22 protein-coding genes are annotated in these 24,101 nt (G+C 70.2%); 13 read left to right on the top strand and 9 right to left on the bottom strand.

All coding sequences use genetic code 11. The annotated features are described in order from the left end of the window. Window positions 1-3 precede the first annotated feature (3 nt). The 4 genes from AB0J40_RS32730 to AB0J40_RS32715 form a co-directional block, all read right to left on the bottom strand. Entirely contained in the window at window positions 4-1,275 is a 1,272-nt protein-coding gene (locus AB0J40_RS32730; protein WP_364460742.1) for a hypothetical protein, read from the bottom strand. Beyond that, entirely contained in the window at window positions 1,275-1,880 is a 606-nt protein-coding gene (locus AB0J40_RS32725; RefSeq protein WP_364460739.1) for a DUF3558 domain-containing protein, read from the bottom strand. Before AB0J40_RS32725 ends, AB0J40_RS32730 begins: the two co-directional genes overlap by 1 nt. 26 nt (window positions 1,881-1,906) lie before the next feature. Further along, the gene (locus AB0J40_RS32720) at window positions 1,907-2,182 is read right to left on the bottom strand and encodes a hypothetical protein (protein WP_364460736.1); all 276 of its coding nucleotides are present in this window, start codon (window positions 2,180-2,182) and stop codon (window positions 1,907-1,909) included. A 317-nt stretch (window positions 2,183-2,499) separates the two neighbouring features. After that, window positions 2,500-3,156, bottom strand: a complete 657-nt coding sequence (locus AB0J40_RS32715; RefSeq protein WP_364460733.1) for a hypothetical protein — start codon at window positions 3,154-3,156, stop codon at window positions 2,500-2,502. Between the two features lie 227 nt (window positions 3,157-3,383). Here AB0J40_RS32715 and AB0J40_RS32710 point away from each other — a divergent pair, with 227 nt between their 5' ends. Both AB0J40_RS32710 and AB0J40_RS32705 read left to right on the top strand, forming a co-directional pair. Next, window positions 3,384-4,436 carry a polyprenyl synthetase family protein gene (locus AB0J40_RS32710; protein ID WP_364461177.1) on the top strand — a complete coding sequence of 351 codons (1,053 nt, stop codon included), beginning with the start codon at window positions 3,384-3,386 and terminating at the stop codon, window positions 4,434-4,436. Between the two features lie 18 nt (window positions 4,437-4,454). After that, window positions 4,455-5,660: a hypothetical protein gene (locus AB0J40_RS32705; protein ID WP_364460730.1), complete on the top strand. Its 1,206-nt coding sequence runs from the start codon at window positions 4,455-4,457 to the stop codon at window positions 5,658-5,660. A gap of 2 nt (window positions 5,661-5,662) precedes the next feature. On the opposite strand, the gene AB0J40_RS32700 is transcribed toward AB0J40_RS32705, so the two are convergent. From AB0J40_RS32700 to AB0J40_RS32685, 4 genes are all read right to left on the bottom strand, one after another. Continuing rightward, window positions 5,663-5,992, bottom strand: a complete 330-nt coding sequence (locus AB0J40_RS32700) for a VOC family protein (protein WP_364460727.1) — start codon at window positions 5,990-5,992, stop codon at window positions 5,663-5,665. A 95-nt stretch (window positions 5,993-6,087) separates the two neighbouring features. Continuing rightward, a complete protein-coding gene (locus AB0J40_RS32695) occupies window positions 6,088-7,152 on the bottom strand; it encodes a 2-oxoacid:ferredoxin oxidoreductase subunit beta (protein WP_364460724.1) in 1,065 nt (354 codons plus the stop codon). Further along, window positions 7,149-9,074: a 2-oxoacid:acceptor oxidoreductase subunit alpha gene (locus AB0J40_RS32690; RefSeq protein ID WP_364460721.1), complete on the bottom strand. Its 1,926-nt coding sequence runs from the start codon at window positions 9,072-9,074 to the stop codon at window positions 7,149-7,151. The genes AB0J40_RS32695 and AB0J40_RS32690 overlap by 4 nt, the downstream gene beginning before the upstream one ends. 262 nt (window positions 9,075-9,336) lie before the next feature. Then, the gene (locus AB0J40_RS32685) at window positions 9,337-10,089 is read right to left on the bottom strand and encodes an enoyl-CoA hydratase (RefSeq protein WP_364460718.1); all 753 of its coding nucleotides are present in this window, start codon (window positions 10,087-10,089) and stop codon (window positions 9,337-9,339) included. Window positions 10,090-10,111: 22 nt separating this feature from the next. Between AB0J40_RS32685 and AB0J40_RS32680 the strand changes: the two genes are divergently transcribed. Then, window positions 10,112-10,480: a hypothetical protein gene (locus tag AB0J40_RS32680; RefSeq protein WP_364460715.1), complete on the top strand. Its 369-nt coding sequence runs from the start codon at window positions 10,112-10,114 to the stop codon at window positions 10,478-10,480. Between the two features lie 184 nt (window positions 10,481-10,664). Here AB0J40_RS32680 and AB0J40_RS32675 read toward each other — a convergent pair whose 3' ends face one another. Then, complete coding sequence (locus AB0J40_RS32675) at window positions 10,665-11,111, bottom strand: Lrp/AsnC family transcriptional regulator (RefSeq protein ID WP_086676042.1); 447 nt, start codon at window positions 11,109-11,111, stop codon at window positions 10,665-10,667. A gap of 74 nt (window positions 11,112-11,185) precedes the next feature. On the opposite strand from AB0J40_RS32675, the gene ddaH reads away from it, so the two are divergent. The 10 genes from ddaH to AB0J40_RS32625 all read left to right on the top strand — a co-directional run bounded on the left by ddaH (window position 11,186) and on the right by AB0J40_RS32625 (window position 24,026). Further along, the gene (gene ddaH, locus AB0J40_RS32670) at window positions 11,186-12,022 is read left to right on the top strand and encodes a dimethylargininase (protein WP_364460712.1); all 837 of its coding nucleotides are present in this window, start codon (window positions 11,186-11,188) and stop codon (window positions 12,020-12,022) included. Window positions 12,023-12,102: 80 nt separating this feature from the next. Next, window positions 12,103-12,759: a polysaccharide deacetylase family protein gene (locus tag AB0J40_RS32665; protein ID WP_364460709.1), complete on the top strand. Its 657-nt coding sequence runs from the start codon at window positions 12,103-12,105 to the stop codon at window positions 12,757-12,759. A 221-nt stretch (window positions 12,760-12,980) separates the two neighbouring features. Next, on the top strand, window positions 12,981-13,679 hold the full coding sequence (locus AB0J40_RS32660; protein WP_364460706.1) for a glycoside hydrolase family 75 protein: 699 nt from the start codon (window positions 12,981-12,983) through the stop codon (window positions 13,677-13,679). A gap of 66 nt (window positions 13,680-13,745) precedes the next feature. Continuing rightward, window positions 13,746-14,009, top strand: coding sequence for a helix-hairpin-helix domain-containing protein (locus tag AB0J40_RS32655; protein ID WP_364460703.1), 264 nt, complete (start codon window positions 13,746-13,748; stop codon window positions 14,007-14,009). Between the two features lie 184 nt (window positions 14,010-14,193). Then, window positions 14,194-15,510, top strand: a complete 1,317-nt coding sequence (locus tag AB0J40_RS32650) for a nucleotide sugar dehydrogenase (RefSeq protein ID WP_364460700.1) — start codon at window positions 14,194-14,196, stop codon at window positions 15,508-15,510. Next, the gene (locus AB0J40_RS32645) at window positions 15,500-16,681 is read left to right on the top strand and encodes a glycosyltransferase family 4 protein (RefSeq protein WP_364460697.1); all 1,182 of its coding nucleotides are present in this window, start codon (window positions 15,500-15,502) and stop codon (window positions 16,679-16,681) included. The genes AB0J40_RS32650 and AB0J40_RS32645 overlap by 11 nt, the downstream gene beginning before the upstream one ends. A gap of 111 nt (window positions 16,682-16,792) precedes the next feature. After that, window positions 16,793-18,151, top strand: a complete 1,359-nt coding sequence (locus AB0J40_RS32640) for an exopolysaccharide biosynthesis protein (RefSeq protein WP_364460695.1) — start codon at window positions 16,793-16,795, stop codon at window positions 18,149-18,151. Beyond that, window positions 18,148-19,908, top strand: coding sequence for a Wzz/FepE/Etk N-terminal domain-containing protein (locus AB0J40_RS32635; RefSeq protein WP_364460692.1), 1,761 nt, complete (start codon window positions 18,148-18,150; stop codon window positions 19,906-19,908). The genes AB0J40_RS32640 and AB0J40_RS32635 overlap by 4 nt, the downstream gene beginning before the upstream one ends. Before the next feature lie 33 nt (window positions 19,909-19,941). Further along, a complete protein-coding gene (gene asnB / locus AB0J40_RS32630) occupies window positions 19,942-21,852 on the top strand; it encodes an asparagine synthase (glutamine-hydrolyzing) (RefSeq protein ID WP_364460689.1) in 1,911 nt (636 codons plus the stop codon). Next, on the top strand, window positions 21,849-24,026 hold the full coding sequence (locus AB0J40_RS32625; RefSeq protein ID WP_364460686.1) for a bi-domain-containing oxidoreductase: 2,178 nt from the start codon (window positions 21,849-21,851) through the stop codon (window positions 24,024-24,026). Before asnB ends, AB0J40_RS32625 begins: the two co-directional genes overlap by 4 nt. The last annotated feature ends 75 nt before the right edge of the window (window positions 24,027-24,101 follow it).

Raw genomic sequence — 24,101 nt, 5'->3', positions numbered from 1 at the left:
CGGTTACTTCTTGGGCCGGTTCTCACCGATCACCGGCGGCATCGGCTTTTCGATGAAACCGCCGAAGGTTTCGTCGGGATCGGGGTTTTGCAGGTAGGGGGCCTTTTTCTTTTCGCGGTCTTCTTCTTTGCCACCGCGCCCGTTCATGGGGGCGCCCATGGGCATGCCGTTGGCGCCCCGGGGGCCGGTGGCGCCGCGCGCCGGGTTGTTCGTGGGGAACCGTTCCTCGGGGAGGCGGGCGCCGGTGTTGGCTCCTGGGCCGCGTGTGCCTGTCCCCGTCCCTGTCCCTGGTCCTGTCCCTGTCCCTGGTCCTGTTCCGATGCCTGGCCGGTACCCGCTCCCGGTGTTGCTCCCGTAGCCGCCGGTCCCGGGCCCGAACCCACCGGTGTAGCCACCAGCGCCGGGCCCGAAGGAGTAGTTGTCGCCAAAGGGCTGCCCGGTGGGCCCGAACTGGTACCCACTCTGAGCGGCGGGAGGCATGACGGGCTTGGGGACGTAGCTGTTGGCGTGAGTGGTGCCGGTACCAGGCTGCTGGAGATGGTTCTGAACCTGGTTCTGGTTGTGAAATTGGTTCTGTGTCTGGTTTTGGTCCGTCTGCTGCCCGGGTTGCACAGTCTGCCGGGTTTGCTGCGAGGGAACTTGCGGTTGCTTCGGGTTCCTGGCCCACTCGCCAGTATCGGTAGGCCCGACGGTCTTGTTCGCAGTGGTCTTGCTCTGCGTCCCATCGCGGGGAGTGGTCATGGAGACGGGCGCACCGGAGTCACTGAGCTGCGCGTATTGGGCGGGCATTTGAATGCCGTTGGTGCTGCTGGCGGAGTGATAGGCGCTGAAGGCTTCGATATTGGCCTGGCTATCGGCCTGCCAGGTGGCAACCTTGGTGGCGTAGGAGCCAGTGCCTTCCCCGTTGAAGACGTGAAGAATGTCGACAGCGGTGATCTCGGGAGGCCGAGGAGCAACGGGCTTGACGGAGTTCTTGGCAGTCCCAAAGGCATCCATTTGAGAGCCAACAGCAGTTTGAGCAGTCTTGAGATGAACAGCATCATCAGCGGCGGCTTGAACAAGGGGAAGGGTGGCATCAGCAGCGGCTTCCCCGGCAGCACCTTGCCACCCGGACAGGGTTTTGGCACGGAGGGCACTGATCCGCTGAGCCCGTTCAACCATCCGACTGGTCAGCTGGTCGGCGCTCTCTTGGGCATCACTAAGAGACTGGATGCCCTTCCCGCCGGTGATCTGTTCGTAGATCTGCGCTGCGGTCAGCGGCCCTTCGGCGACCATCAGTTCACCTTCCGGAGATTTGCCAAGACTTTCGCCGCGACTTCGTGTGCAGCTGAGCAGGGGTCCTTTTTCCCGATGTTGGCCTCGGACAGGGAAACCGCGATGTCGACCTGCTGCGTATCGCTCGTGCCCAGCGCCAGCAGGCACCGGCCTTTGGTGTTCCGTTCATCGACCGTGCCGAACGCGACCGTGGGGTAGCCGTCAATCGAGTCCAGCGGCTCGAAGAAGGGGTACACGGTGCCCTTGGACTGGTAAATCCCGGTCAGGCCCAGTTGCGTCTTCTTGAAGTAGGTCACGCCGACTCCGGCTTGGGAAACGGCCGGAACGTCCCAGTTGCAGGTAGGTCCGGCCGGATCGTCGACGACCGGTTTGGCGATGACGCCCGCGCCGAGCAGTTCCTGGCTTTCCGCGCTGGTCAAGGAGTCGCACGGGGACTGTTGGAACCGACTGACGTCCAGCGGGGTCTCCACCGCCGGCACGCCCGGCCCGGGAAGGCGTTCCGAGGACGGAGGCTGCGAATCAGACGGGCTCGAAGAATTGGGAGACGGTGACGCCGAGCCGTTCGTCTTGCCTGTGCAACTCGTAGCGAGGGCAAGCAGAGACACGCAGATCAAAGTAATTGTGCGGCGCCTCAAAGCGTCCCCCCGGTTTGCTTGATCTGTGTGCTGTTGACGTCCTCTACCGTGGCGTATTTGCCCAAGGCGGACTCGAACTTCCTGGCCATCGCCCGGCAGTAGTCCTCGCGGCTTTCCAGTGTATCCAGCAAGGCGCGGCCGGAGTTCCGGATCCGGTCGGCGTTGCCTTCGCTCGCGTACTCGAGTCCTGGGCCCTGCGTTTGCGCGAGTATTTGAGCCCGCCGCTGGTCGTTACGGAACTCGTTTGCCAGGTCGTTCCATTCGTGCATCAAGGCGCGGAGCGTGGCCTCGTCGTACTCGAACCCCGCCCCACCGGCACCCGCGGCCCCCGCCGAACCCCCATAAGACCCCGCAGGACGCGTAACCGGTCGCAACGGCGCCCGCCGTGTTCCCCGTGGGTCGTACACCTCAGACACCACTGAACCCCGTCGTCGTCATCAGCTCTCCCCTAGCTCGCAGTGTGCTTCAACCCCAACACCCTGCGTATCCGACGGCCAGCACACTACCAGGGTTCCCACCCCCGAAAACCCGAACGAGGGCCGCGGCCGTCCTCTCGGAAGAACTCCCCGGCCGCGGCCCCCGAAACCCGCTACGGCGTCGGTGAACAGGACGTGTGGCCCAACACCACCTGCCCACTGATCCCCGACGCCGGCAGGAAGTCGATCCGCAGCATCGTCAGCCCGATGCTCCCGTCGCCCGGGAGGTTCTGGATGTTGAACACCGCGTTCGCCAGCACCGTCCCGTTCGACTTCTTGATCGGCGACACGTACCCCACCGGCACCGGGCTCGGCGGGTTCGGGATGCCCGACATCCCTCCATAACTCCAGTTCGCGTTCGTCTGCGTCTGGGTCGCCACGCACTTCACCGTGAACGTCGACAGCTTGACGCGCGGGCCGCCCGCGCTCACCAGGGCCGACAGCTCGAAGTTCTTGCCCGTTGCCGTCGACGTCGTCGTCGTGGCGTCCGTGTTCGGGTCCGTCACCGTCGTCGTGCAGGACGACGTCCCGCCGCCGAACGTGATGCCCGTCTTCGTCACCACCTGGGCCGTTGCGCTCGTCGGGCCGTCCACCGAACAGTGGCCCTGCGTTGGCACCGTGATCGTCGAGCCCGCCTTCGTGAACGATGCCGAGCCGATGTTCGCCACGCCCGGTTGCGGGGTGGCCTGCGCCGGTGCCACGCCGGCGCACAGCCCCGCCACCAGCAGTGTTCCGGCTAGCCCGGCTCGCCGAGCGATCGTGTTGCGCATTGCGGGTCCTCCTTGAGTGATCTCCCTGAGGGCAATATCCGCCCGCCGGAGACGTCCGTTGCGCGCGAAAACGCTGATCACTCCTTCGGACATCGGGAATCACCCGTCGGTGAATGTCGTGTTCATCACCGTTTCCGCTGGACAGCGGGTAAACGACCGCGCGGGGTAGCCACTACGCTCAAGGCATAACCCGACCGGTGCACGAGTAGAGCGGAGCCGACGTGTCTGTGCCTTCCCCAGCCCCCGGGGCGGGATCCCTCCCCGCTGCGCCGGGTGGCGCCCTCGAGGACCTGCGCGCGTCGGTTGGCCTGCAGATCGCCGACGAGTCCCTGCTGCGCGCCATCGCCGGCGGCCTGGCCGACGTCGAGAAGCTGCTGCGCGAGGTCGTCCGCAGCGACGTCCAGGCCGTCAACGACGCCGCGTTGCACCTGGTCGAGGCGGGTGGCAAACGTTTTCGCCCGCTCTTCACGCTGCTGTCCGCGCAGTTCGGCCCGAAGCAGGACGACCACGTCGTGATCGCCGCCGCCGCGGTCGAGCTGGTGCACCTCGCCACGCTCTACCACGACGACGTCATGGACGAGGCCGACATGCGCCGCGGCGCCGAGAGCGTCAACGCGCGCTGGGACAACACCATCGCCATCCTCACCGGCGACTTCCTCTTCGCGCACGCCTCGCGCCTGGTCGCCGACCTCGGCACGGACGCCGCGCGGATCATCGCCGAGACCTTCGGCGAGCTGGTCACCGGTCAGATGCGCGAGACCGTGGGCCCCGGGCCGGGTGACGACGCCGTCGCGCACTACCTCACCGTGATCGCCCAGAAGACCGGCTCGCTGATCGCCACCTCCGGCCGCTTCGGCGGCATGATGTCCGGCGCCGCCGAGGAGCACATCGAGGCGCTGCGCCGCTTCGGCGACATCATCGGGACCGCGTTCCAGATCTCCGACGACATCATCGACATCGCCTCGCCGTCCGCCGAGCTCGGCAAGGCGCAGGGCACCGACCTGCGGGAAGGCGTCCGGACGCTGCCGATGCTGTACGCGCTGGCCGACCCGGAGACCGACCCCCGGCTGATCGAGCTGCTGTCCGGCCCGATCGCCGACGACGCGCTCGTGCGGGAGGCGCTGGAGCTGCTGCGGGCCAGTAGCGGACTCGAACGCGCACGCGTCACCCTTTCCGACTACGCTCAGCGCGCGCGAGCCGAGCTAGCCGCGTTGCCCGCGTCACCCGCCCGGGACGCGTGCGAGTCGGTCGCCGACTACCTGGTCGCGCGCACGCACTAAACAGGGGCAGGAAGAAAGATGTCCATTTTCGGACAGGTTTGGCTGTGGAGTCTCGCGGCGTTCTTCGTCGGGGTGCTGCTCACCTGGCTGGTGCTGGTGCTGCCGCTCCGCAAGAGCGTCCGCAAGCTGGAGAGTTCGCTGGCGCAGGCGCACGCCGACGCCGCGCGCACGCCCGCGAACGCCGCCGGGCTGGCCACGCCGGGCACCGAGGTGTTCAGCCGGCCGGAGCCGCGGCCCGAGCCGGTGCCGGCGCGGGAGGAGACCTCCTACCCCGGCACGCTGGTCGCCGCGGCGCCGTTCAACCGCGACGACGTCCATGACGACATCGACGCGGACTTCGCCGAGCTCGACTCCCAGGTGCCGCTGGGGACGCACGACCCCGACGAGGCCTTCCGGCCGGCGTCGGAACGCGAAGACCGGGCGCCGGAGACGCAGATCCTGTCCCCGGTCGCGCAGCCGGAGTCCGAAGACCCGTACCGCGCCGCCGCGACCGAGTACCTGACGCCCGAGGAAGAGCTCGAAACGCCGGCGCTCTCGCGGCTCGAGCACCAGCTCGACCCGGAGCCCGCCGCCGGGTCGCTGTTCCAGACCCCGGCCGAAGAGCCGCAGCAGGCCGCGCCGGACTGGTTCGACGACGACACGCCCGCCGAGCGGTCGGCGTTCGAGGAGCCGGTGGAGCGCACGCGCTACCTCGGCTCGGTGGAAGCGCCCGAAGAAGCCGAGGAGACGCCGCAGTACGCGTTCGGCGGCGACGACGCGGCGAACGGTGAGCTGGACGTGCCGCCGGAGACCCCCGCCGAAGCGACGCAGGTGCTGCCCAAGCGGCAGCCGCGCGAGGCGCTGCGCGGCGGGTTCGACGCGCCGCAGCCGATCCAGCCGTCGATGCGCACGGTCGAGCGGCGCGAGACCGACCTGGCCGGCGCCCACAGCGGTTCGCTGTTCGAGCCGTCGGTGCAGCCGAACCAGGCGGCCGTCGCGGCGCCCGAGCCGCCGCCCGCGCGCCAGGTGGCCGGCGACGCGGTCCCGCCCGGCCCGTTCGGCCCCGGCTCGGCGATGCCGCGGCCCGGTGGCGGGCGCCCGAGCGACGCGTTCGAGGTCAAGGCCAGCGTGACGGCGCTGCGGTACTGCACCGAGGACTCGGCGCAGTTCCCGAAGATGGTGGCCGAGGTGTGGTTCCGGACCGCCGAGGACGCCGAGCGGGTCGGGTTCCGCCCGCTCAGCTGACTTCAGGCGGCCTGGAACAGCACCAGCGCCGCGCCGCCGGGGTCGGTGACGACGACCAGGGAGCCGACCGGCAGGTCGGTGCGCTCCCGCACGACCTTTCCGCCCAGCGCCACGGCTTTCGCGGCCGCGGCGTCCACATCGGACACCGGCGCGTAGGGCAGCCACTGCGGCGCGCGGTCGTCGTCCGGCGCCAGCTCGGTCAAGCCGCCCCACGGCGCGCCGCCGTCGGTGAGCAGCGCGCCGGAGGACTCCCAGCCCAGCAGGTCGCCGAAGAACCGCTTGGTGCCGTCCACATCGGACGTCCGGACGTCGAAGAACACGAAAGGTCGCATGACCCAAAACTTAGGACACGTGTCCCAATCAAGCAAGCCCCCGAACCGGCGAAGGCCGCCACGCGGGGAGCGTGGCGGCCTTCGGACGGCGAAAACTAAGCGACGGTCCAGGTGTCCTTGCCGCGGAGCAGGGCCTGCAGGTCCGGCGTGCGGGCCGCGCGGGCCTGCTCGACCTGGGCGCGGGCGCCGTCGTCGTACGTCGGGCGCTCGACCTGGCGGAGGATGCCCGTCGGGACGTGGTTGAGGTTCTGGTCGCCCAGGCGCGACAACGCGAACGCGTACGACGTGTCGGCGATCGACGGGTCGTGCACCACCACGTTGTCCTCGCCGATGTCGGCGACCTTCGCGACGTCCAGGCCGCCCCAGTCGCCGCGCTTGACGCCGAACTCCTGGTTCGGGCCGAAGCGGATCGGCTCGCCGGCGCGCAGCGGGATCAGCCGGGTGGCGGCCTCGTCGGCGTCCTTGAGGACGTCGAACGCGCCGTCGTTGAAGATCGGGCAGTTCTGGTAGATCTCCACCAGCGCCGACCCGCGGTGCTTCGCCGCGGCTTCGAGGACCTCGGTCAGGCCCTTGCGGTCGGAGTCCAGCGCCCGGCCCACGAACGACGCCTCGGCGCCGATCGCCAGCGAGAGCGGGTTGAACGGCGTGTCCACCGACCCCATCGGCGTCGACTTGGTGACCATGCCCTGGCCGGACGTCGGGGAGTACTGGCCCTTGGTGAGGCCGTAGATCCGGTTGTTGAACAGCAGGATCTTGATGTTCACGTTGCGGCGCAGCGCGTGGATCAGGTGGTTGCCGCCGATGGACAGCGCATCGCCGTCACCGGTGACGACCCACACCGACAGGTCCGGGCGCGTGGTGGCCAGGCCGGTCGCGATCGACGGCGCGCGGCCGTGGATCGAGTGCATGCCGTAGGTGTTGAGATAGTACGGGAACCGCGACGAGCAGCCGATGCCCGAGATGAAGACGATGTTCTCGCGCTTGAGGCCGAGCGTCGGCAGGAACGACTGGACCGCGTTCAGCACGACGTAGTCGCCGCAGCCCGGGCACCAGCGGACTTCCTGGTCGGACTTGTAGTCCTTGGCCTTCTGCGGCTCGTCGGTGGTGGGCACAAGGTCCAGGCCGCCGATGGTGGGGAGCCCGATGTCGATTGCGGTCACTTCGCCGCCTCCGTAGTAACGCTGGTGATGATCTCCGCGAACAGGTTCTGCAGCTCTTCGGCCTTGAACGGCAGCCCCGCGACCTTGGTGTGCGAGTGGACGTCCACCAGGTACTTCGCCCGCAGCAGCAGCGCGAGCTGGCCGAGGTTCATCTCCGGCACCACGACCTTGTCGTAGCTGCGGAGGATGTCGCCGAGGTTGGCGGGCAGCGGGTTGAGGTGCCGCAGGTGCGCCTGCGCGATCGGCATCCCGAGCTTGCGCACGCGCCGGCAGGCCGCGCCGATCGGGCCGAAGGAGCTGCCCCAGCCCAGCGCGAGCACGCGGGCCTTGCCGCCGGAGGGATCGTCGACGACCAGGTCGGGGACGTCGATGCCGTCGATCTTGGCCTGGCGCAGCCGGACCATCTTGTCGTGGTTGTCCGGGTCGTAGGAGATGTGCCCGGTCTTGTCGGCCTTCTCCAGGCCGCCGATGCGGTGCTGCAGGCCGGCCGTGCCCGGGACCGCCCACGCGCGGGCGAGCGTCTCCGGGTCGCGCACGTACGGCCAGAACTCGCCCGAGCCGTTCTCGGCGTTCGGCTCGGACGCGAAGTCGACGCGCAGGTCGGGCAGCGTCTCGACGTCCGGGATCAGCCACGGCTCGGAGCCGTTGGCGATCGCGCCGTCCGACAGCAGCAGCACCGGCGTGCGGTACTTCAGCGCGATCCGGGTGGCCTCGACGGCCGCGTCGAAGCAGTCCGCGGGGGACAGCGGCGCGACGATCGGGACCGGCGATTCGCCGTTGCGGCCGAACATCGCCTGCAGCAGGTCGGCCTGCTCGGTCTTGGTCGGCAGGCCGGTCGACGGGCCGCCGCGCTGGACGTCGATGACGACCAGCGGCAGCTCGACCATCACGCCGAGGCCGACGGCTTCGGACTTCAGCGCGACACCCGGGCCGGACGTCGAGGTGACGCCGAGCGCGCCGCCGTAGGACGCGCCGAGCGCGGCGCCGATGCCGGCGATCTCGTCCTCGGCCTGGAAGGTGATGATGCCGAAGTTCTTGTGCTTGGACAGCTCGTGGAGGATGTCCGACGCCGGGGTGATCGGGTACGTGCCGAGCAGGATCTGCAGGCCGGAGCGCTGCCCGGCGGCCACGATCCCGTAGGCGAGCGCGGTGTTGCCGGTGATCTGCCGGTAGGTGCCCTGGGCCAGCTTGGCCGGGGCGACCTCGAACGTCGTCGCGAACGACTCGGTGGTCTCGCCGTAGTTCCAGCCCGCCCGGAAGGCCAGGATGTTCGCCTCGGCGATGTCCGGCTTCTTCGCGAACTTCTCGCGCAGGAACTGCTCGGTGCCCTCGGTGGGCCGGTGGTACATCCAGGACAGCAGGCCGAGCGCGAACATGTTCTTGCAGCGCTCGGCGTCCTTCTTGCCGAGGCCGGTGTCGGCGAGCGCGCCCTGGGTCAGCGTCGACATGGCGACCCGGTGGACCTGGTAGGCCGCGAGCGTGTCGTCGTCGAGCGGGTCGGTCGCGTAGCCGACCTTGGTCAGGTTCCGCTTGATGAAGTCGTCGGTGTTCAGGATGATCGTCCCACCCTGCGGGACGTCGCCCAGATTCGCCTTGAGCGCGGCCGGGTTCATCGCCACCAGCACGTCCGGGCGGTCGCCGGGGGTGAGGATGTCGTAGTCGGCGAAGTGCACCTGGAAGCTCGAGACGCCGGGGATGGTGCCCTGTGGCGCGCGGATCTCGGCGGGGAAGTTCGGCATCGTCGAGAGGTCGTTGCCGAACGCCGCGGCCTCGGACGTGAAGCGGTCGCCGGTCAGCTGCATGCCGTCACCCGAGTCGCCGGCGAACCGGATGACGACCCGGTCCAGCTTGCTGACCTCGGTCGGCCTGGTCGCGGCGAGCGAGCCGTGACCAGCGCCGTTGCCGTTCGCACTCGTGCTCATGGGTCAGGGATTCCCTCTCTCCCGACGTTGCGGCCATCGGACACCTGCCCGGTGTCGTGACACGCGGATCACCAGGCCCTACCACGAGGTTAGCTCGCGCTCGACAACGATGTTCCTAGAGTCCCGGGGTCCCGAACGACCTCAATACTGCGCTGACGGTTCTTCTGTGCTGGTCCGACAAATACGTGTAACCGATGGTAACGGGTAGACCCCTGTCTTCGTTGTGACGCGGGTCTCGGACTCAGGGGTCCACCTGCTGGGATCAGGGGTGGGAGCGGATCCGCGCCTGGATGGCGGCCAGCCGTTCGGCGAACTCCGGCGAGGCCAGCGACGCGAGCTGCGGCTGGATCTCGACGTCGACGGCGTCGGCGTGCGCGGCCAGCGAGGCGGTCGTCCGGAGGCTGCGCTTGGTGGCGAGCAGCGCCTCGCGCGGCGCGGCGACAGCGGGGGCGGCGAGCTCCTTCGCGGCGGCGACGACGTCCTCGGCCACCGTCAGGGCGAGCCCGGCGCGTACGGCCGCCTCGGCGTCGAGCGGCTGCCCGAACAAGGTCATGGCGGCGGCCACCTGCGGACCGGCCAGCCGCTGCGTCATCCACGTCATCCCGCCGCCGGGGTGCAGCCCGAGCTCGAGGAACCGGGCGACGAACTTCGCGCGCGGCCCGGCCAGCCGGACGTCGGCGGCCAGCGCGAGGTTGAGCCCGGCCCCGACGGCGGCGCCGTTGACGGCGGCGATCGTGGGGAGGCCGCAGCGGGCGACGGCGAGGAAGCCCTCGTAGATGGCGCGCAGGCCGGTCTCGTCGGCCCGGCCGAGCGCGGCGAGGTCGGCGCCGGCGCAGAAGGCGGGCGGGGTGCCGGTGACGACGACGGCGTGGACGGTTTCGTCCCGTTCCGCGGCTTCGACGGCGGCGGCGAGCTGGGCGGAGAGGTCGAGGGTGAGCGCGTTGCGGCTGCCGGGGGCGTCGACGGTCAGCAGCGCGATGCCGCCGGCGTGCTCGCTGACGATGCTGTCGGTCATCGGGGCAGGGTATTAGTGGGGTATGGGGGAACTGCTGGTGGTGCTGGTCGGCAACCTGCTGACGATGATCGACATGTCGGAGCTGTTCGGCAGCCGCCGTCGCCGGGCGCGGGCGGCGGCCTTCGCCCGCGGTGCGCGGGTCGAGTTCCCGTGCGTCCTGCGCTCCGACGAGGTGACCGAGGGCCGTGAGCGCCGCGGCTGGATCGCGGTGGGCGAGGGAACGGCGACGTGGCGGACCCCCGGCGGCGAGCCGGTGGCGTTCGAGCCGGGGGAGCTGACGATGCAGGCGGTGGACCGCCAGTCGGTGACGTTCCACGCGGCGGGCGGCCGGACCGAGCTGCGGCTGCACCCCGACGAGGCACCGCTGGTCCTGCGGGCTCTCGCGGGCTGAGGGCGGCCTCCGGCCCCCGGTCGCCAGCGTATCGGCGGGGGCCGACGGTTTCGCGACTTCGGCGGCCCGGGCCCGCGGTTGATCCACAACCAGCCGCGGGTGTGCACAACCGGCGGCACCGACCCCGCAGCGGGCCGGAACTGTCCCACCCCGCCGATAAGCTGGAACCCGGGGGCCGGAGGCGTCACCCCTCCGGCGTAGGCGGGCGTTCCAGCAGCCGCGACAACACGACCGTCGACACCGTCCGGTCCACGATCTCCAGCCCCCGCAGCCGCTCCAGCGCCGTCTCCAGGTGGTGGATGTCCGCCGCCCGGAGGTGGACGATCGCGTCCGCCGCGCCCGACACCGTGTACGCCGCCACCACCTCCGGCAGCGGCTCCAGCCGCGCCCGGATCCGGGCCGGCGTGATGTTGCCCTGGCACGTGACCTCGACGAACGCCTCCGTGCCCCAGCCCAGCGCCTCCGGGTCGACCACCGCCGTGAAGCCCCGCAGGATCCCCGTCTCCAGCAGCCGGTCGACCCGCCGCTTCACCGCCGGCGCGGACAGGCCGACCACCTTGCCGATCTCCGCGTAGCTTGATCGCGCGTTCGCCACGAGACACGAAACGATTCGCTGGTCGATGGTGTTCACACGCAACAGATAGCACAGATACGCGCAGCGAACAGCGATTGATTGCGATATTAGGCGCCACTTACCCTGCACTCATGCAGGCGATGCGCGTACCGACCACCCGTCGATACCTCATGTGTCCCCCGCGTCACTTCGCGGTGGACTACGTGATCAACCCCTGGATGGACCCGACCCAGCCGGTCAGCGTCGACAAAGCCATGGCGCAGTGGACCGAGCTGCGCGACACCTACCGCCGCCTCGGCCACACCGTCGAGGAGATCGACGCCCAGCCCGGCCTGCCCGACATGGTCTTCGCCGCGAACTCCGGCACGGTCGTCGACGGCCGCGTCCTCGGCTCGCGGTTCCGCGCGCCGCAGCGGGCCGCCGAGGCCGAGCACTTCCGCCGCTGGTTCGTCGAGCACGGCTACCGCGACATCACCATGCCCGAGAAGATCAACGAGGCCGAGGGCGACTTCGCCTGGACCGGCGCCCTGCTGCTGGCCGGCGCCGGCTTCCGCACCGACCCGGCCGCGCACGCCGAGGCCCAGGAGGTCCTCGGCGTCCCGGTCGTCTCGCTGCACCTGGTCGACCCGCGCTACTACCACCTCGACACGGCGCTGTTCGTGCTCGCCGAAGCGACGGACACGACCCGCGCGCAGATCGTCTACTACCCCGAGGCGTTCTCGGCCGGCTCGCGACGCGTGCTCGAGCGGCTGTTCCCGGACGCCGTGCTCGCGACGCGTGAAGACGCGGAGTGCTTCGGCCTCAACGGAGTCTCCGACGGCCGCAACGTCGTCCTGCCCGTCGAGGCCACCCGACTGGGTGAACTTCTCGCCGATCGTGGCTACGAGCCGGTCTACGTCGACATCTCTGAGCTGCGGAAAGCCGGCGGCGGCCCGAAGTGCTGCACGCTGGAAATCCGCAAAGGGTGAACCCGGCGAAAACCTGTAACTCACCCGTTTGCCACCGCGATTAATCGAAGTAACAAATCGACTACTCGCGGTGGCAGGCGGTGGAAGTGGTGGCGGTGAACCTCGCCCTGCACGGGATCGGCAGGCCGGCCCGGCAGCTCGACCCCGGCGAGGACGAGCGCTGGGTGACGGTCGAGCAGTTCGAGCAGGTGCTCGAAGCGGTGCAGCACAGCCCGGACGTCCACCTCACCTTCGACGACGGCAACGAGTCCGACGTCGAGATCGCCCTGCCGCGGCTCGTCGACCGCGGGCTGACGGCGGAGTTCTTCCCGCTCGCCGGTCGGCTCGGCCAGCGCGGCTACCTCGACCGCGACGGGCTGCGCGCGCTCGCCCGCGCCGGCATGGAGATCGGCTCGCACGGCTGGGAGCCGCGCGACTGGCGCCGCCTCGACGACCGCCAGGCGAGCCGCGAGCTGACCGAGGCCCCGAAGCTCCTCGGCGACCTGTGCGGCCGCCCGGTCCGGCGCTACTCGCTGCCGTTCGGCGCGTACGACCGCCGCGTGCTGACGCGGTTGCGGCAGGCGGGCGCGACGCGCGTCTACACGAGCGGCGGCGGCGCGGCGAGCCGCGACGGCTGGCTGCGGGCGCGCACCGAGCTGCGCCACGACGTCGACGGCGAGTGGCTGGACGAGGTGCTCGTCGCGGGGCAGCGCAAAGCCGGCCGCGGGCTGGCCCGCCTGTTCCGCCGCCGGTCGTGAGTGGTTGGCGCGGTTAGAACCGCCCCAACCACTCCGAGGTGTGTCGCACAGCGGGACATCGCGTGAGCCCCGCGGTGCGCCGGTGAGCAGCGTTTTCGTCAAGACCGGCCGCATGATGGGAAATTCCCGCACTGGACCCTCTTGTCCAGACCACCGCTCGGGTGCATCCTGGTCGCCTCGCCGCCGTAAGGAAAGTTTCCTAACTAAAGGGAGCACCACGAATGCGGAAACTGATCCTGCTCGCGACCATGGCGCTCGCCGCGGCCGTCCTGCCCTCGGCCCTCGCGTCCGCGGCGCAGGCACCGGCCCCGGCCGCGCCCGCCACCACGGCGGCCGCCCCGACCGCGGCGCAGCTGCTCGCGAAGACGAACAGCTGCAAGCAGATCTCCAACGGCAAGTACAAGACCGACGAGGACGTCTCGGCCAAGACGGTCGCCGTCTGCGACGCGAACGGCGCGGTCTTCTGGAAGGCCGACATGGACATCGACTGCGACGGCCAGCGCAGCACGCAGTGCAACGAGAACACCGACTGCTGCTACCAGGACGACACGGCGTTCCACCAGTCCGACGGCAAGCCGCTCAACGCCGCGAAGCTGCCCTACATCGTCGTGCCGAGCTCGAGCAGCATCTGGAAGTACAGCTCGTCCCAGCTGAAGGGCGGCGGCTCCTGCGCCGTGATCTACAACGGCAAGGTCGAGTACGCGGTCATCGGCGACACCGGCCCGACGCAGATCATCGGCGAAGCCTCCTACGCGACGGCGAAGGACCTCGGCATCAACCCCGACCCGTCCAACGGCGGCACCGACTCCGGCGTCACCTACATCTGCTTCAAGAACTCGACCGTCTCCCCGATCGAGAACCACGCCAACGCGGTGAGCAAGGGCCAGAGCCTCGCCACCACGTTCGTCAACAACAACTGACCCGCGCGCGAGCCGGGGCCGATCCGTTCAAGACGTGGATCGGCCCCGGCTGCTGTGCTGGGAACCATGAGCGAAGAACTGATGGAACTCGCCAACATCGGACCCGCGATGGTCCGCGACTTCGCCCGGCTCGGCATCACCGAGCCCGCCCAGCTGGCCGGCCGAGACGCCGTCGAGCTGTACGAACGGCTCTGCGAGATCGACGGCCACCGGCACGACCCCTGCGTCCTCGACACGTTCATGTCGGCCGTCGACCAAGCCGACGGCGCACCACCGCGACCGTGGTGGACCTACACACCCGAACGGAAACGCCTTTTCGGGACCCGCTGACCCGAACCGCTCGCACCACGTTGCCCGCCCACGGCAAGATGCAATTCGAGACCCGATTTTTACGCGAAAACCGTTACGCCTAACGGCCTCCTCACTCTTTACCCCGTTCGCCGCCCTCCCGGTAACGATCCAGGGGGCGCCGCCGACCAACTTGAGGGTCGCGCGGAATAGCGGAGGTTTTGGCGTGAAGATCAGTGTCTTCGGGCTCGGTTACGTCGGCTGTGTCTCCGCCGCGTGCCTGGCGGGGCAGGGACACCGGGTGGTCGGCGTGGACGTCAACCCGGTCAAGATCGACCTCATCACCGCCGGCAAGGCGCCAGTGGTCGAGGAGCGGATCGGCGAGCTGACCGCCGAAGTCGTCGCGAGCGGCGCGCTGAGAGCCACGACCGACGTCGCGGAAGCCGTCGCCGACAGCGAGATCTCGCTGGTCTGCGTCGGCACGCCGTCGGCGCCGAACGGCAGCCTCTCGACCGTCTACCTCGAGCGCGTCGCCGAGGAGATCGGCGAAGCGATCGCGAACAAGACCGAGCGGCACACCGTCGTCTTCCGCAGCACGATGCTGCCGGGCACCTGCCTGGACCTGCTGATCCCGATCCTGGAGAAGTCCTCGGGCCGCACGGCCGGCGTCGACTTCGGCGTCGCGGTGAACCCCGAGTTCCTGCGCGAGGGCACCAGCGTCCGCGACTTCTTCGACCCGCCGAAGACCGTGATCGGCGAGATCGACACCGCGAGCGGCGACGCCGTCGCCGGGCTGTACGAGGGGCTGCCCGGCCCGGTGTTCCGCGTGCCGATCCCGGTCGCGGAGATGACGAAGTACGCCGACAACTCCTTCCACGGCCTCAAGATCGGGTTCGCGAACGAGCTCGGCGCGATCTGCCGGGCGCTCGGGCTCGACTCGCACCAGGTGATCGACGTCTTCCTCGCCGACACCAAGCTCAACATCAGCCCGGCCTACCTCAAGCCCGGGTTCGCGTTCGGCGGCTCGTGCCTGCCGAAGGACCTGCGCGGGCTGGTCTACGCCGCGCACCGCAACGACGTGAGCGTGCCGATCCTGTCGCACGTGCTCGCGTCCAACGCCGACCACCTGCAGCGCGCGTTCGACCTGGTCGCGCGCACCGGCAAGCGCAAGGTCGGGCTGTTCGGCCTCTCCTTCAAGCCGGGCACCGACGACCTGCGCGAGTCGCCGCTGGTCGAGCTGGCCGAAAAGCTGCTCGGCAAGGGTTACGACCTGAAGATCTACGACGCGAACGTCAGCCTCTCGCGGCTGATGGGCGCCAACCGCGAGTACATCGAGGGGCGCCTGCCGCACCTCGGCCAGCTGCTCGCCGCGTCCGTCGAAGAAGTGATGGACCACGCCGACGTCCTGCTCGTCGGCACCAAGGACCCGGACGTGCTGGCGGCGCTGCCGCACGGCGGCGACCGGGTGCTCGTCGACCTCGTCCGCCTGCCCGACGCCGCCGAGCGTCGCCTTGAAGAGGGATACGCCGGCCTTGCCTGGTAAAGCGCTCATCCTCGTCGAAAACCTGTCCGTCCCCTTCGACCGGCGGGTCTGGCAGGAGTCCACGACCCTGCGCGACGCCGGGTGGGAAGTCCACGTGATCTGCCCGCAGGGCACGAAACGCGACACCGAGGCCGAAGCCGTCGTCGACGGCGTCCACATCCACCGCTACCCGCTGAAGGCGGCGACCGGCGGGCCGGCCGGCTACCTGCAGGAGTACGGCAGCGCGCTGTGGCACACGCTGCGGCTGGCCCGCAAGGTCGGCCCGGTCGACATCGTGCACGCCTGCAACCCGCCGGACCTGCTGTACCTGGTCGCGAAGGTGCTCAAGCGCCGGGGCGCGCGGTTCGTCTTCGATCAGCACGACCTCTGCCCGGAGCTGTACCTGTCGCGCTTCGACCGCGGGCAGGACCTGCTCTACCGCGGGGTGTGCGCGCTGGAACGCGCCACCTACCGCGCCGCCGACGTCGTCATCTCGACGAACGAGAGCTACAAGGAGGTCGCGCGGATCCGCGGCGGCAAGAAGCCCGAAGACGTCTTCGTGGTGCGCAGCGCCCCGGTCGTCGAGCGGTTCCACGAGGTGCCGGCCGAGCCGGAGCTGAAGAAGGGCAAGCCGCACCTGCTGGCCTACCTCGGCGTGATGGGCCCGCAGGACGGCGTCGACTACGCGTTGCGCGCGCTCGCGAAGCTGCGGGACGAGGTCGGGCGCACCGACTGGCACGCGGTGTTCGTCGGCTCCGGCGACGCCTTCGACGACATGGTCGCCCTCTCGGCGAAGCTCGGGCTGGCCAACCAGGTCGAGTTCACCGGCCGGATCCCCGACGAGGACCTGGTCCGCTACCTGTCCACCGCCGACGTCTGCCTGTCGCCGGACCCGCTGAACCCGCTCAACGACGTCTCCACGATGAACAAGGTCATGGAGTACATGGCGATGAGCAAGCCGATCGTCTCGTTCGAGCTGCGCGAGGCGCGCGTCTCGGCCGGCGACGCGGCGGTCTACGCCCCGGCGAACGACGAGTCGGCGTTCGCGAAGCTCGTCGCCCAGCTGCTCGACGACCCGGAGGAGCGGGCCCGGATGGGCAAGCTCGGCCAGGCCAGGGTCGCCGGGGCGCTCTCGTGGGAGAACTCGGCGAAGAACCTCCTCGCCGCGTATGAGCATGCTGTGAAGTCCTGATCGCCGTTAGGTCAAGAAGTCACCGGACGTGTAACCAAAGTTCCCGGTCCGACGACGGTTCGGGTAACCGGCCGATCAACTACAGATCCGTTCGGCGTACCCGGCTCAGGAATGGAGATACCGCCGTTGACTGACGACACGGTGCGCCTGGCCCTGGTCGGGCAGGTTCTGAAACGGCGATGGCGGCTGCTGGCCGTCCTCGCCGTCCTGGGAGCCCTGGTGGGCGCGGGCGCTTCGCTGCTGCTCTCGCCCGGCTACAAGACGTCGTCGAGCGTGCTGCTGCAGGGACCGCGGCAGGCGGACGAGCTGCTGACGCAGGCCGAGGTCGCGACCAGCTCGGTCGTCCTCGACCGCGCCGCCGCGCAGCTGGCCTGGCACCCGGACGGTGCCGACCTGAAGAAGCAGGTCACCACGTCCGTCGCGAACGGCAACGTCGTGACCATCACCGTCTCGGCCGACACCGCCGAGCACGCCCAGCAGCTCGCCGACCAGGTCGCGCAGCAGTTCGTCAAGTACTCCACGCAGCTGGCCAGCAACTCCGCGGACGCCTCGGTGCAGCTGGCCCAGGAGCAGCGCGAGTCGCTGCGCAACCAGGTCAAGCTGACCACCGAGAAGATCAGCGACATCGCCAAGGGCGTCGGCGGCGACCTGACCGTCGAGAGCGTCCAGGTCCGCACGCAGCTGGAAGGCCTGCGGACGTCGCTGGAGCAGGCCATCAACGACCTCAACCAGGCCGACCTCGCGACCGGCATCGGCAACACCGTCGTGCTCGGGCCGTCCGAGCGCCCGACCGGGCCGGCCGCCCCGACGCTGGTGCAGCTGGTCGCCGGCGGCGCGGTGCTGTTCTTCCTGGCCGGCGTGATCGGCCACCTGTTCGCCGCCCGGTCCGACCGGCGGCTGCGCGGGGAGCCGGAGATCGCCTCGGCGCTCGGCTCGCCGATCCTCGCCGGCGTCGACGTCACCACGCCGCAGGGCGACCGCCTCCCGGCGACCGGCCTCCTCGGCAAGGTGCGGCGGCTGCTCGGCAGCGACCGGCCCTGGCTGCTGCCGCCGATCGCGACGTCGGCCGACGAGGTCAACCGCGACATCCGCTACCGCCGCGTGCTGGCCCGGCTGGCCACCGGCCCCGCCGACGTCCTGCTGCTGGTGGCCGACGACGACGAAACCGGCAAGCTCGCCGCCGGCCAGCTCGCCGAGCTGGCCGACCGGCTGTCGGTGCCGCTGCGGATCTTCGAGTTCACCGCGGGGCGGCCGACGGTCCCGGACGCCGGTCCCGGCTCCGGTGTCCTGGTGGTGCTCAGCGCCGGCTCCCGCACCGCGTGGGAGCTGGTCCGGCTCGCCGAGGCCTGCGCCGACGCCGGCCAGGAGGTCGTCGGCGCCGTCCTCACCCATCCTGTCCGGCCGGCTGGCCCGGCCACACCCGAACCCGCGGCGGAAGCCCCCGAGAAAGCCCTGGCAGGTTCGGCGTGAGCACTTCCACGGAAACGGCCCCGCTGGTCGATCTCCAGCGCCTGTTCGTCGCCATCCGCCGTCGCAAGCGCCTGTGGCTGGCCACGGCCCTGCTCGGGCTGATCGCCGGCGCCGCGGTGGCGGTCGTGCTGCCGGCGCCGCCGACCGCGGTCACCAAGGTGATCGTCGTCCACCAGGACGACTCGCCGACCGACAGCGGCACGCTGATGCGCACCGACGTCGCCGTGCTCTCCACGACGAAGATCGCCGAAGGCGCGCTGAAGAAGCTGGGCAGCACCGAGCCCGCCGAAGAGTTCATGAAGAACTACGCCGGGCTGGGCCTGACGAACAACGTCATGCAGATCACCGTCAAGGCCAAGACCACCGAAGAGGCCGTGGCGCAGGCACAGGCGCTGGCGGAGGTGTTCATCGCCGACCACGTCCAGCGCAGCCAGGCCGCCGCGGCCGCGCAGTCCAAGGCCATCCTCGACCAGCGGAAGAACGCGCAGGACGAGCTGGCCAAGGTCGACCAGCAGATCGCCGACGAGACCGGCAAGGGCCGCAACGCCAACGCCAGCACCCTCGAAGGCCTCTACGGCCGCCGCGCGGCGCTCGCGTCGCAGATCTCCGACTTCGACTCCCGCGCCCAGCAGGCCGGCATCGGCAGCCCGCAGGTCGCCGCGGGCACCCAGATCGTCGACGCGCCGCGCGCGCTGCCCAAGGCGTTCCTCAAGACCACCGCGACCAACGCCGGCATCGGCTTCGCGCTCGGCCTGGCCATGGGGCTGGCGTTCGCCGCCATCGGCGCGGTCTCGCGCGACCGGCCGGTGCTGCGCCGCGAGATCTCCACGCACCTCGGCGCGTCCGTGCTCGCCCAGCTGCCGTCGAAGCCACGCGGCCCGGCGCGGCTGTGGCGGCGCTCCCGCGCGGTGTCCGAACGCAAGCGCGTCGCCACGACGCTGGTGCGCGCGATCAAGAAGGACAAGCCCCAGGTGTCCCTGCTGGAGCTCGGCGCCCCGAAGGTCGCCGCCGCGCTCGCCCTCGACATCGCCGAGGAACTGGGCACCGACGGCAAGGCGAGCATCCTCGACGACCTGCCGAACGAAGACGTCCGCAAGCTCGTCACCGAGACGAAGAGCGAGGTCGCCGTCGTCGGCGCCGGTGACCCGGCCGCCGAGCCGGACGAGCGCCGGGTCGGCGTCGGCACGGTGTCGCCGGGCACGGCGTGGACCGACCTGGAGCACCTCGGCAAGGAGACCGTGCTGGTCGTCAAGGCCGGGCACGCGAACACGCTGTGGCTGCACACGGTGGCGCGGCAGCTCGCCGACCAGCAGATCCCGATCGTCGGCGTGGTGCTGGTCGACCCGGACCCGCGCGACAAGTCCGACGGCACGCTGTGGGACGGCCTGCACACGGCCCTGCGCGGCCGCGCGAAGTCGGCACCGGCCGTGCACCGCGTCTCGGTCGTCGAGCACGAGGACCGCATCGACGAGCTGGCCGCCCGGATCGCCGAGCGCGTCGCGGTCGTCGAGCCGCCGACGCGGCGGATCGCGCCGGTCCGGCCGGTCGTCCCGCCGGCGCCGGCCAAGCCGCCGGCCCCGCCGCTGCCGGAGCCGGGGAAGGTCAGCGTCGACCACCTGGACGCGCCGACGAAGAAGTTCGCCCCGGTCAAGCCGCCGAAGCGGCCGACGCCGTTCAAGCGCGACCACGGCGAACCCACGCACAAAGGCGAGTTGAACGCCGAGCTCGAGTCAGAAAAGAGCGCGGAGGTCTCCTGACCCCGCGCCGCTAATGAAGGGGACCCACTCGAGATGTGCGGCATCGCAGGCACCTACCTCTGGCCGGACGGCGGGCCGCTCACCGACCGGCTGACCAAGACGCTGGCCCACCGCGGGCCGGACGGCTCCGGCCGGTACGACCACCCGGTCGGCGGCGGCTCCGTCCACTTGGGACACCGGCGGCTCTCGATCGTCGACCTGACCGAGACGGGTGCGCAGCCGATGGTCCTCGACGGCCTCGCGCTGAGCTACAACGGCGAGCTGTACAACGCCCCCGAGCTGCGGGCCGAGCTTTCCGCCGCGGGCATCCGGTTCCGTGGGACGTCCGACACCGAGGTGCTGCTGCAGGCGTGGCGGCGCTGGGGCACCGACTGCCTGCCCAAGCTGCGCGGGATGTTCGCGTTCGCCCTGTTCGAGGAGGGCACCGGCGAGCTGTTCCTGGTCCGCGACCAGCTGGGCATCAAGCCGCTGTTCTTCGTCCAGCGGGGCGGCGGAGTGGCGTTCGCGTCCGAGCTGAAGGCGCTCGCCGGCGAGCTCGGCGGGTCGCTGCAGGTCGACAACGCGGCGCTGATCGCGTCGCTGCTCTACTACTGGGTGCCCGACAGCCGGTGCGCCTACCAGGGCGCGGAGAAGCTGCCGCCCGGGACGTGGCTGCGCTGCCGCCCGGACGGCCGGGTCGACCGCGGCCGGTTCTGGTCGCTGCGGGAGGTCGCCGAGGAGGGTGCGGCCTTCGACGGCGAGGTCGACCTGCACGCCGTGATCGCCGAGTCGACCGCCAAGCACCTGATCTCGGACGTCCCGGTGGCGACGTTCCTCTCGGGCGGCCTGGACTCCAGCTACCTGACCGCGCTGGCCGCACGGTCGCGGCCCGGGATTTCGGCGTACACCATCGGTTTCCGCGCCGAGGACGCGAAGTTCGAGGCGATGCCGGACGACCTTCGCTATGCGCGGATCGTGGCGGAGCAGTTCGGCGTCGACCTGCACGAGATCGAGATCGCGCCGCAGGTGCTCGACCTGCTGCCGAAGATGACCTACCACCTCGACGAGCCGATCGGCGACCCGGCGGCGATCAACTCGTTCCTGATCTGCTCGGCCGCGCGCGAGGCAGGCGTCAAGGTGATGCTGTCCGGGATGGGCGCCGACGAGCTGTTCGCCGGCTACCGCAAGCACCTCGCGAACCTGATCGCGTTGCGCTACCACAAGGTGCCGGGCGCGGTCCGGCGTCCCGTGGAGTCCATTGTGGACCGTTTGCCGGTCGCGTCGGCCAAGCGCGGCTACCGGTCGGTGCGGTTCGCCAAGCGGTTCCTGTCGTTCGCGGGCCTGCCCGAGGAGACGGCGTTCCGGCGCAGCTACACGATGTACGACCGCGCGGAGCTGCTCGCGCTGGTGAACCCGGACTTGGCCGCTGACGTCGATTCGGTTTTGACCGAGCACGCCGACACCTACCACGACCAGGCGCTGGACGACTTCGTCAACCGGATGTGCCTGGCCGATTCGCGGCTGTTCCTGCCGGGGCTGAACCTGACCTACACCGACCGCTCGACGATGGCCGCGTCCACCGAGGTGCGGACGCCGTTCGTCGACGTCGAGGTCGTGCGGGCGGCGTTCAAGATCCCCGGGAACAAGAAGATCGTCGGCCGCGCGGGCAAGGTCGCACTGAAGAAGGCCGCTGAGAACATCCTGCCCGGCGAGATCGTGCACCGGCCGAAGGGCCTGTTCAGCGCGCCGCTGCGGGCCTGGATGAGCCGCGACCTGGCGCCGCTGGTGCGCGAAGTCGTCAACGACGGCGTGCTCGTCTCATCGGGTTTCCTGCAGCGCGAGGCGTTGCAGCGCATGGTCGCCGAGGACGCCGCCGGTCAGGAAGACCGCGGCAAGCACCTCTGGCACGTCTTGACCCTCGAGTATTGGTACCGGAACGCGATGTCTGGAGCGGGAGCGAAGTGAAGCAGGTAGTCCAGAACTACAAGAGCGGCGAGCTGGCGCTCCTCGAGGTCCCCGAGCCCGCCTGCAAGCCGGGTGGCGTGCTGGTGCGGACGGTGTACTCGCTGATCTCGACCGGCACCGAGATGATGAAGGTGTCCGAGGCCAGCATGTCCCTGGTGGGCAAGGCGAAGGCCCGCCCGGACCAGGTGGCGAAGGTGATGCAGAGCGTCGCCACGAACGGCCTTTCGGCGACCTACCGCAAGGTGACGTCCAAACTGGACTCCTACACCCCGCTCGGCTACTCGCTGTGCGGCATCGTCGAGCAGGTCGGCGACGGCATCACCGACGTCGCGGTGGGTGACCTGGTGGCCTGCGCGGGCAACGAGCACGCGCTGCACGCCGAGCTGAACTGGGTGCCCAAGAACCTCTACTCGCCGGTGCCCGCCGGCGTCGACCCGCGGCACGCGGCGTTCGGCACCGTCGGGTCGATCGCCATGCAGGGCGTCCGCCGCGGCGAGCCGCAGATCGGCGACGTCGCCCTGGTCATCGGCCTCGGCCTGATCGGCCAGCTGGTCGTGCAGCTGCTGACGTCGTCCGGCGTGCGCGTGGTCGGCGTCGACCCCGACCCGGAACGCTGCAAGCTCGCCGAGAGCCTCGGCGCGCTGACCTGCGCGCACCCGGCGTCCGGCATCGTCGACACGGCCGTGGACGAGCTGACCCACGGCGCGGGCGTCGACCAGACGTACCTCGCGGCGGGCGGCAACACGAACGACCCGGTGGAGCTGGCCGCGAAGCTGTCGCGCGACCGCGGCCGGGTCATCGACATCGGCAAGTGCAAGCTCGACCTGCCGTGGAACGCCTACTACGAGAAGGAACTGGACGTCCGGTTCTCGCGGTCGTACGGGCCGGGCCGCTACGACCCGTCGTACGAGCTGGAGGGGCGGGACTACCCGATCGGCCAGGTCCGCTGGACCGAGCGCCGCAACCTCGAGTGCGTGCTGGACCTGATCGCGCGCGACCGGCTGGACGTCGAGCCGCTGATCACGCACGTGTCGGACTTCTCTTCCGCGGTCGAGACGTACAAGTCGTTGAACGAGGGCGCTTTGAAGGCCGTGGCGGTGCTGTTCCGCTACCCGGAGGGGGTCGCCCGGACGGAGCCGGTGGTCACGTCGGCGCGGGTCGAGGTGGCGTCGTCTTCGGTGGCTGCTTTGCCGGCGGGGCAGCCGGTGCGGTTGGGCTTCATCGGGGCGGGCAACTACGCGTCGTCGATGCTGCTGCCGCACCTGGTCGAGCGGTCGGACGTGCAGCTGAAGCACGTCGCGACGACGTCGGCGTTGTCGGGAGCGAACGCGCGCCGCAAGTTCGGCTTCGCCGCGGCGTCGACCGACATCGACGACGTCCTCGGCGACTCGTCGATCGACGCGGTGTTCGTCGTGACGCGGCACAGCTCGCACGCGGAGCTGACCCGGCAGGCGCTGCTGGCGGGCAAGACGGTGTTCGTCGAGAAGCCCTTGGCGCTGTCGGCTTCGGAACTGCAGAAGGTGCTGGACGCGATCGAGGAGTCGGGCAACGACCGGCTGCAGGTCGGCTTCAACCGCCGGTTCGCCCCGCTGCTGCACGAGGCCCGCGCCCAGTTCGGCCCGCGCGTCGGCCCGGCGACCGTGCGGTACCTGGTCAACGCGGGCCGCCTCGACCACGGCAGCTGGTACAACCAGACGGCTTCGGAAGGCTCCCGCTTCGCCGGCGAAGGCGGCCACTTCATCGACACGGTGAGCTGGCTCCTCGACGCCGACCCGATCTCGGTGTACGCGACGGGAGACCTCCAGGTGACGCTGGGCTACCGGGACGGCTCGACGGCGGTTATCACGTACGCGGAGACGGGCTCCTCGGGCTTCCCGAAGGAAACCCTCGACCTGACGGCGGACGGCAAGGTCCTGAAGTTCGACGACTTCGTGCGCGCATCGGTGTACTCGCGCAAGAAGTGGGCGAGCTCGCGGATTCCCAAGGGACGTGACAAGGGCCAGGCCGCGGAGGTGAACGCGTTCCTGGAGGCGGTGCGGACGGGCGGACCGATGCCGATCTCGGTGTCGTCGCTGGCGGCGACGACGTTGGCGACGTTGGCGGCGCAGACGAGCGCCGCGAACGCGGCCCCGGTCCGGATCGAGCTGCCGGCCACGACGGGCGCTCCGGCATGACGAGCCTCGCCTCGAGCCGGCTGAGGCCGCCGCGCTCGGCATGGCCGAGCGAGCCCGGGCTGCTGCGGCGGACAG

Source organism: Amycolatopsis sp. NPDC049691 (assembly GCF_040675005.1).
Classification (GTDB): Bacteria; Actinomycetota; Actinomycetes; order Mycobacteriales; family Pseudonocardiaceae; genus Amycolatopsis.
The sequence above is the reverse complement of the archived record's forward strand: the minus strand, read 5'-3'. Positions and strand labels throughout refer to the sequence as shown.

What these genes read in the sequence shown, in the direction of transcription:
- AB0J40_RS32730 (WP_364460742.1), bottom strand. Translation starts at nt 1,275, where the DNA reads ATGGTCGCCGAAGGGCCGCTGACCGCAGCGCAGATCTACGAACAGATC.
- AB0J40_RS32715 (WP_364460733.1), bottom strand. Translation starts at nt 3,156, where the DNA reads ATGCGCAACACGATCGCTCGGCGAGCCGGGCTAGCCGGAACACTGCTG.
- AB0J40_RS32705 (WP_364460730.1), top strand. Translation starts at nt 4,455, where the DNA reads ATGTCCATTTTCGGACAGGTTTGGCTGTGGAGTCTCGCGGCGTTCTTC.
- AB0J40_RS32700 (WP_364460727.1), bottom strand. Translation starts at nt 5,992, where the DNA reads ATGCGACCTTTCGTGTTCTTCGACGTCCGGACGTCCGATGTGGACGGC.
- AB0J40_RS32690 (WP_364460721.1), bottom strand. Translation starts at nt 9,074, where the DNA reads ATGAGCACGAGTGCGAACGGCAACGGCGCTGGTCACGGCTCGCTCGCC.
- AB0J40_RS32685 (WP_364460718.1), bottom strand. Translation starts at nt 10,089, where the DNA reads ATGACCGACAGCATCGTCAGCGAGCACGCCGGCGGCATCGCGCTGCTG.
- AB0J40_RS32680 (WP_364460715.1), top strand. Translation starts at nt 10,112, where the DNA reads ATGGGGGAACTGCTGGTGGTGCTGGTCGGCAACCTGCTGACGATGATC.
- ddaH (WP_364460712.1), top strand. Translation starts at nt 11,186, where the DNA reads ATGCAGGCGATGCGCGTACCGACCACCCGTCGATACCTCATGTGTCCC.
- AB0J40_RS32660 (WP_364460706.1), top strand. Translation starts at nt 12,981, where the DNA reads ATGCGGAAACTGATCCTGCTCGCGACCATGGCGCTCGCCGCGGCCGTC.
- AB0J40_RS32655 (WP_364460703.1), top strand. Translation starts at nt 13,746, where the DNA reads ATGAGCGAAGAACTGATGGAACTCGCCAACATCGGACCCGCGATGGTC.
- AB0J40_RS32640 (WP_364460695.1), top strand. Translation starts at nt 16,793, where the DNA reads ATGGAGATACCGCCGTTGACTGACGACACGGTGCGCCTGGCCCTGGTC.
- asnB (WP_364460689.1), top strand. Translation starts at nt 19,942, where the DNA reads ATGTGCGGCATCGCAGGCACCTACCTCTGGCCGGACGGCGGGCCGCTC.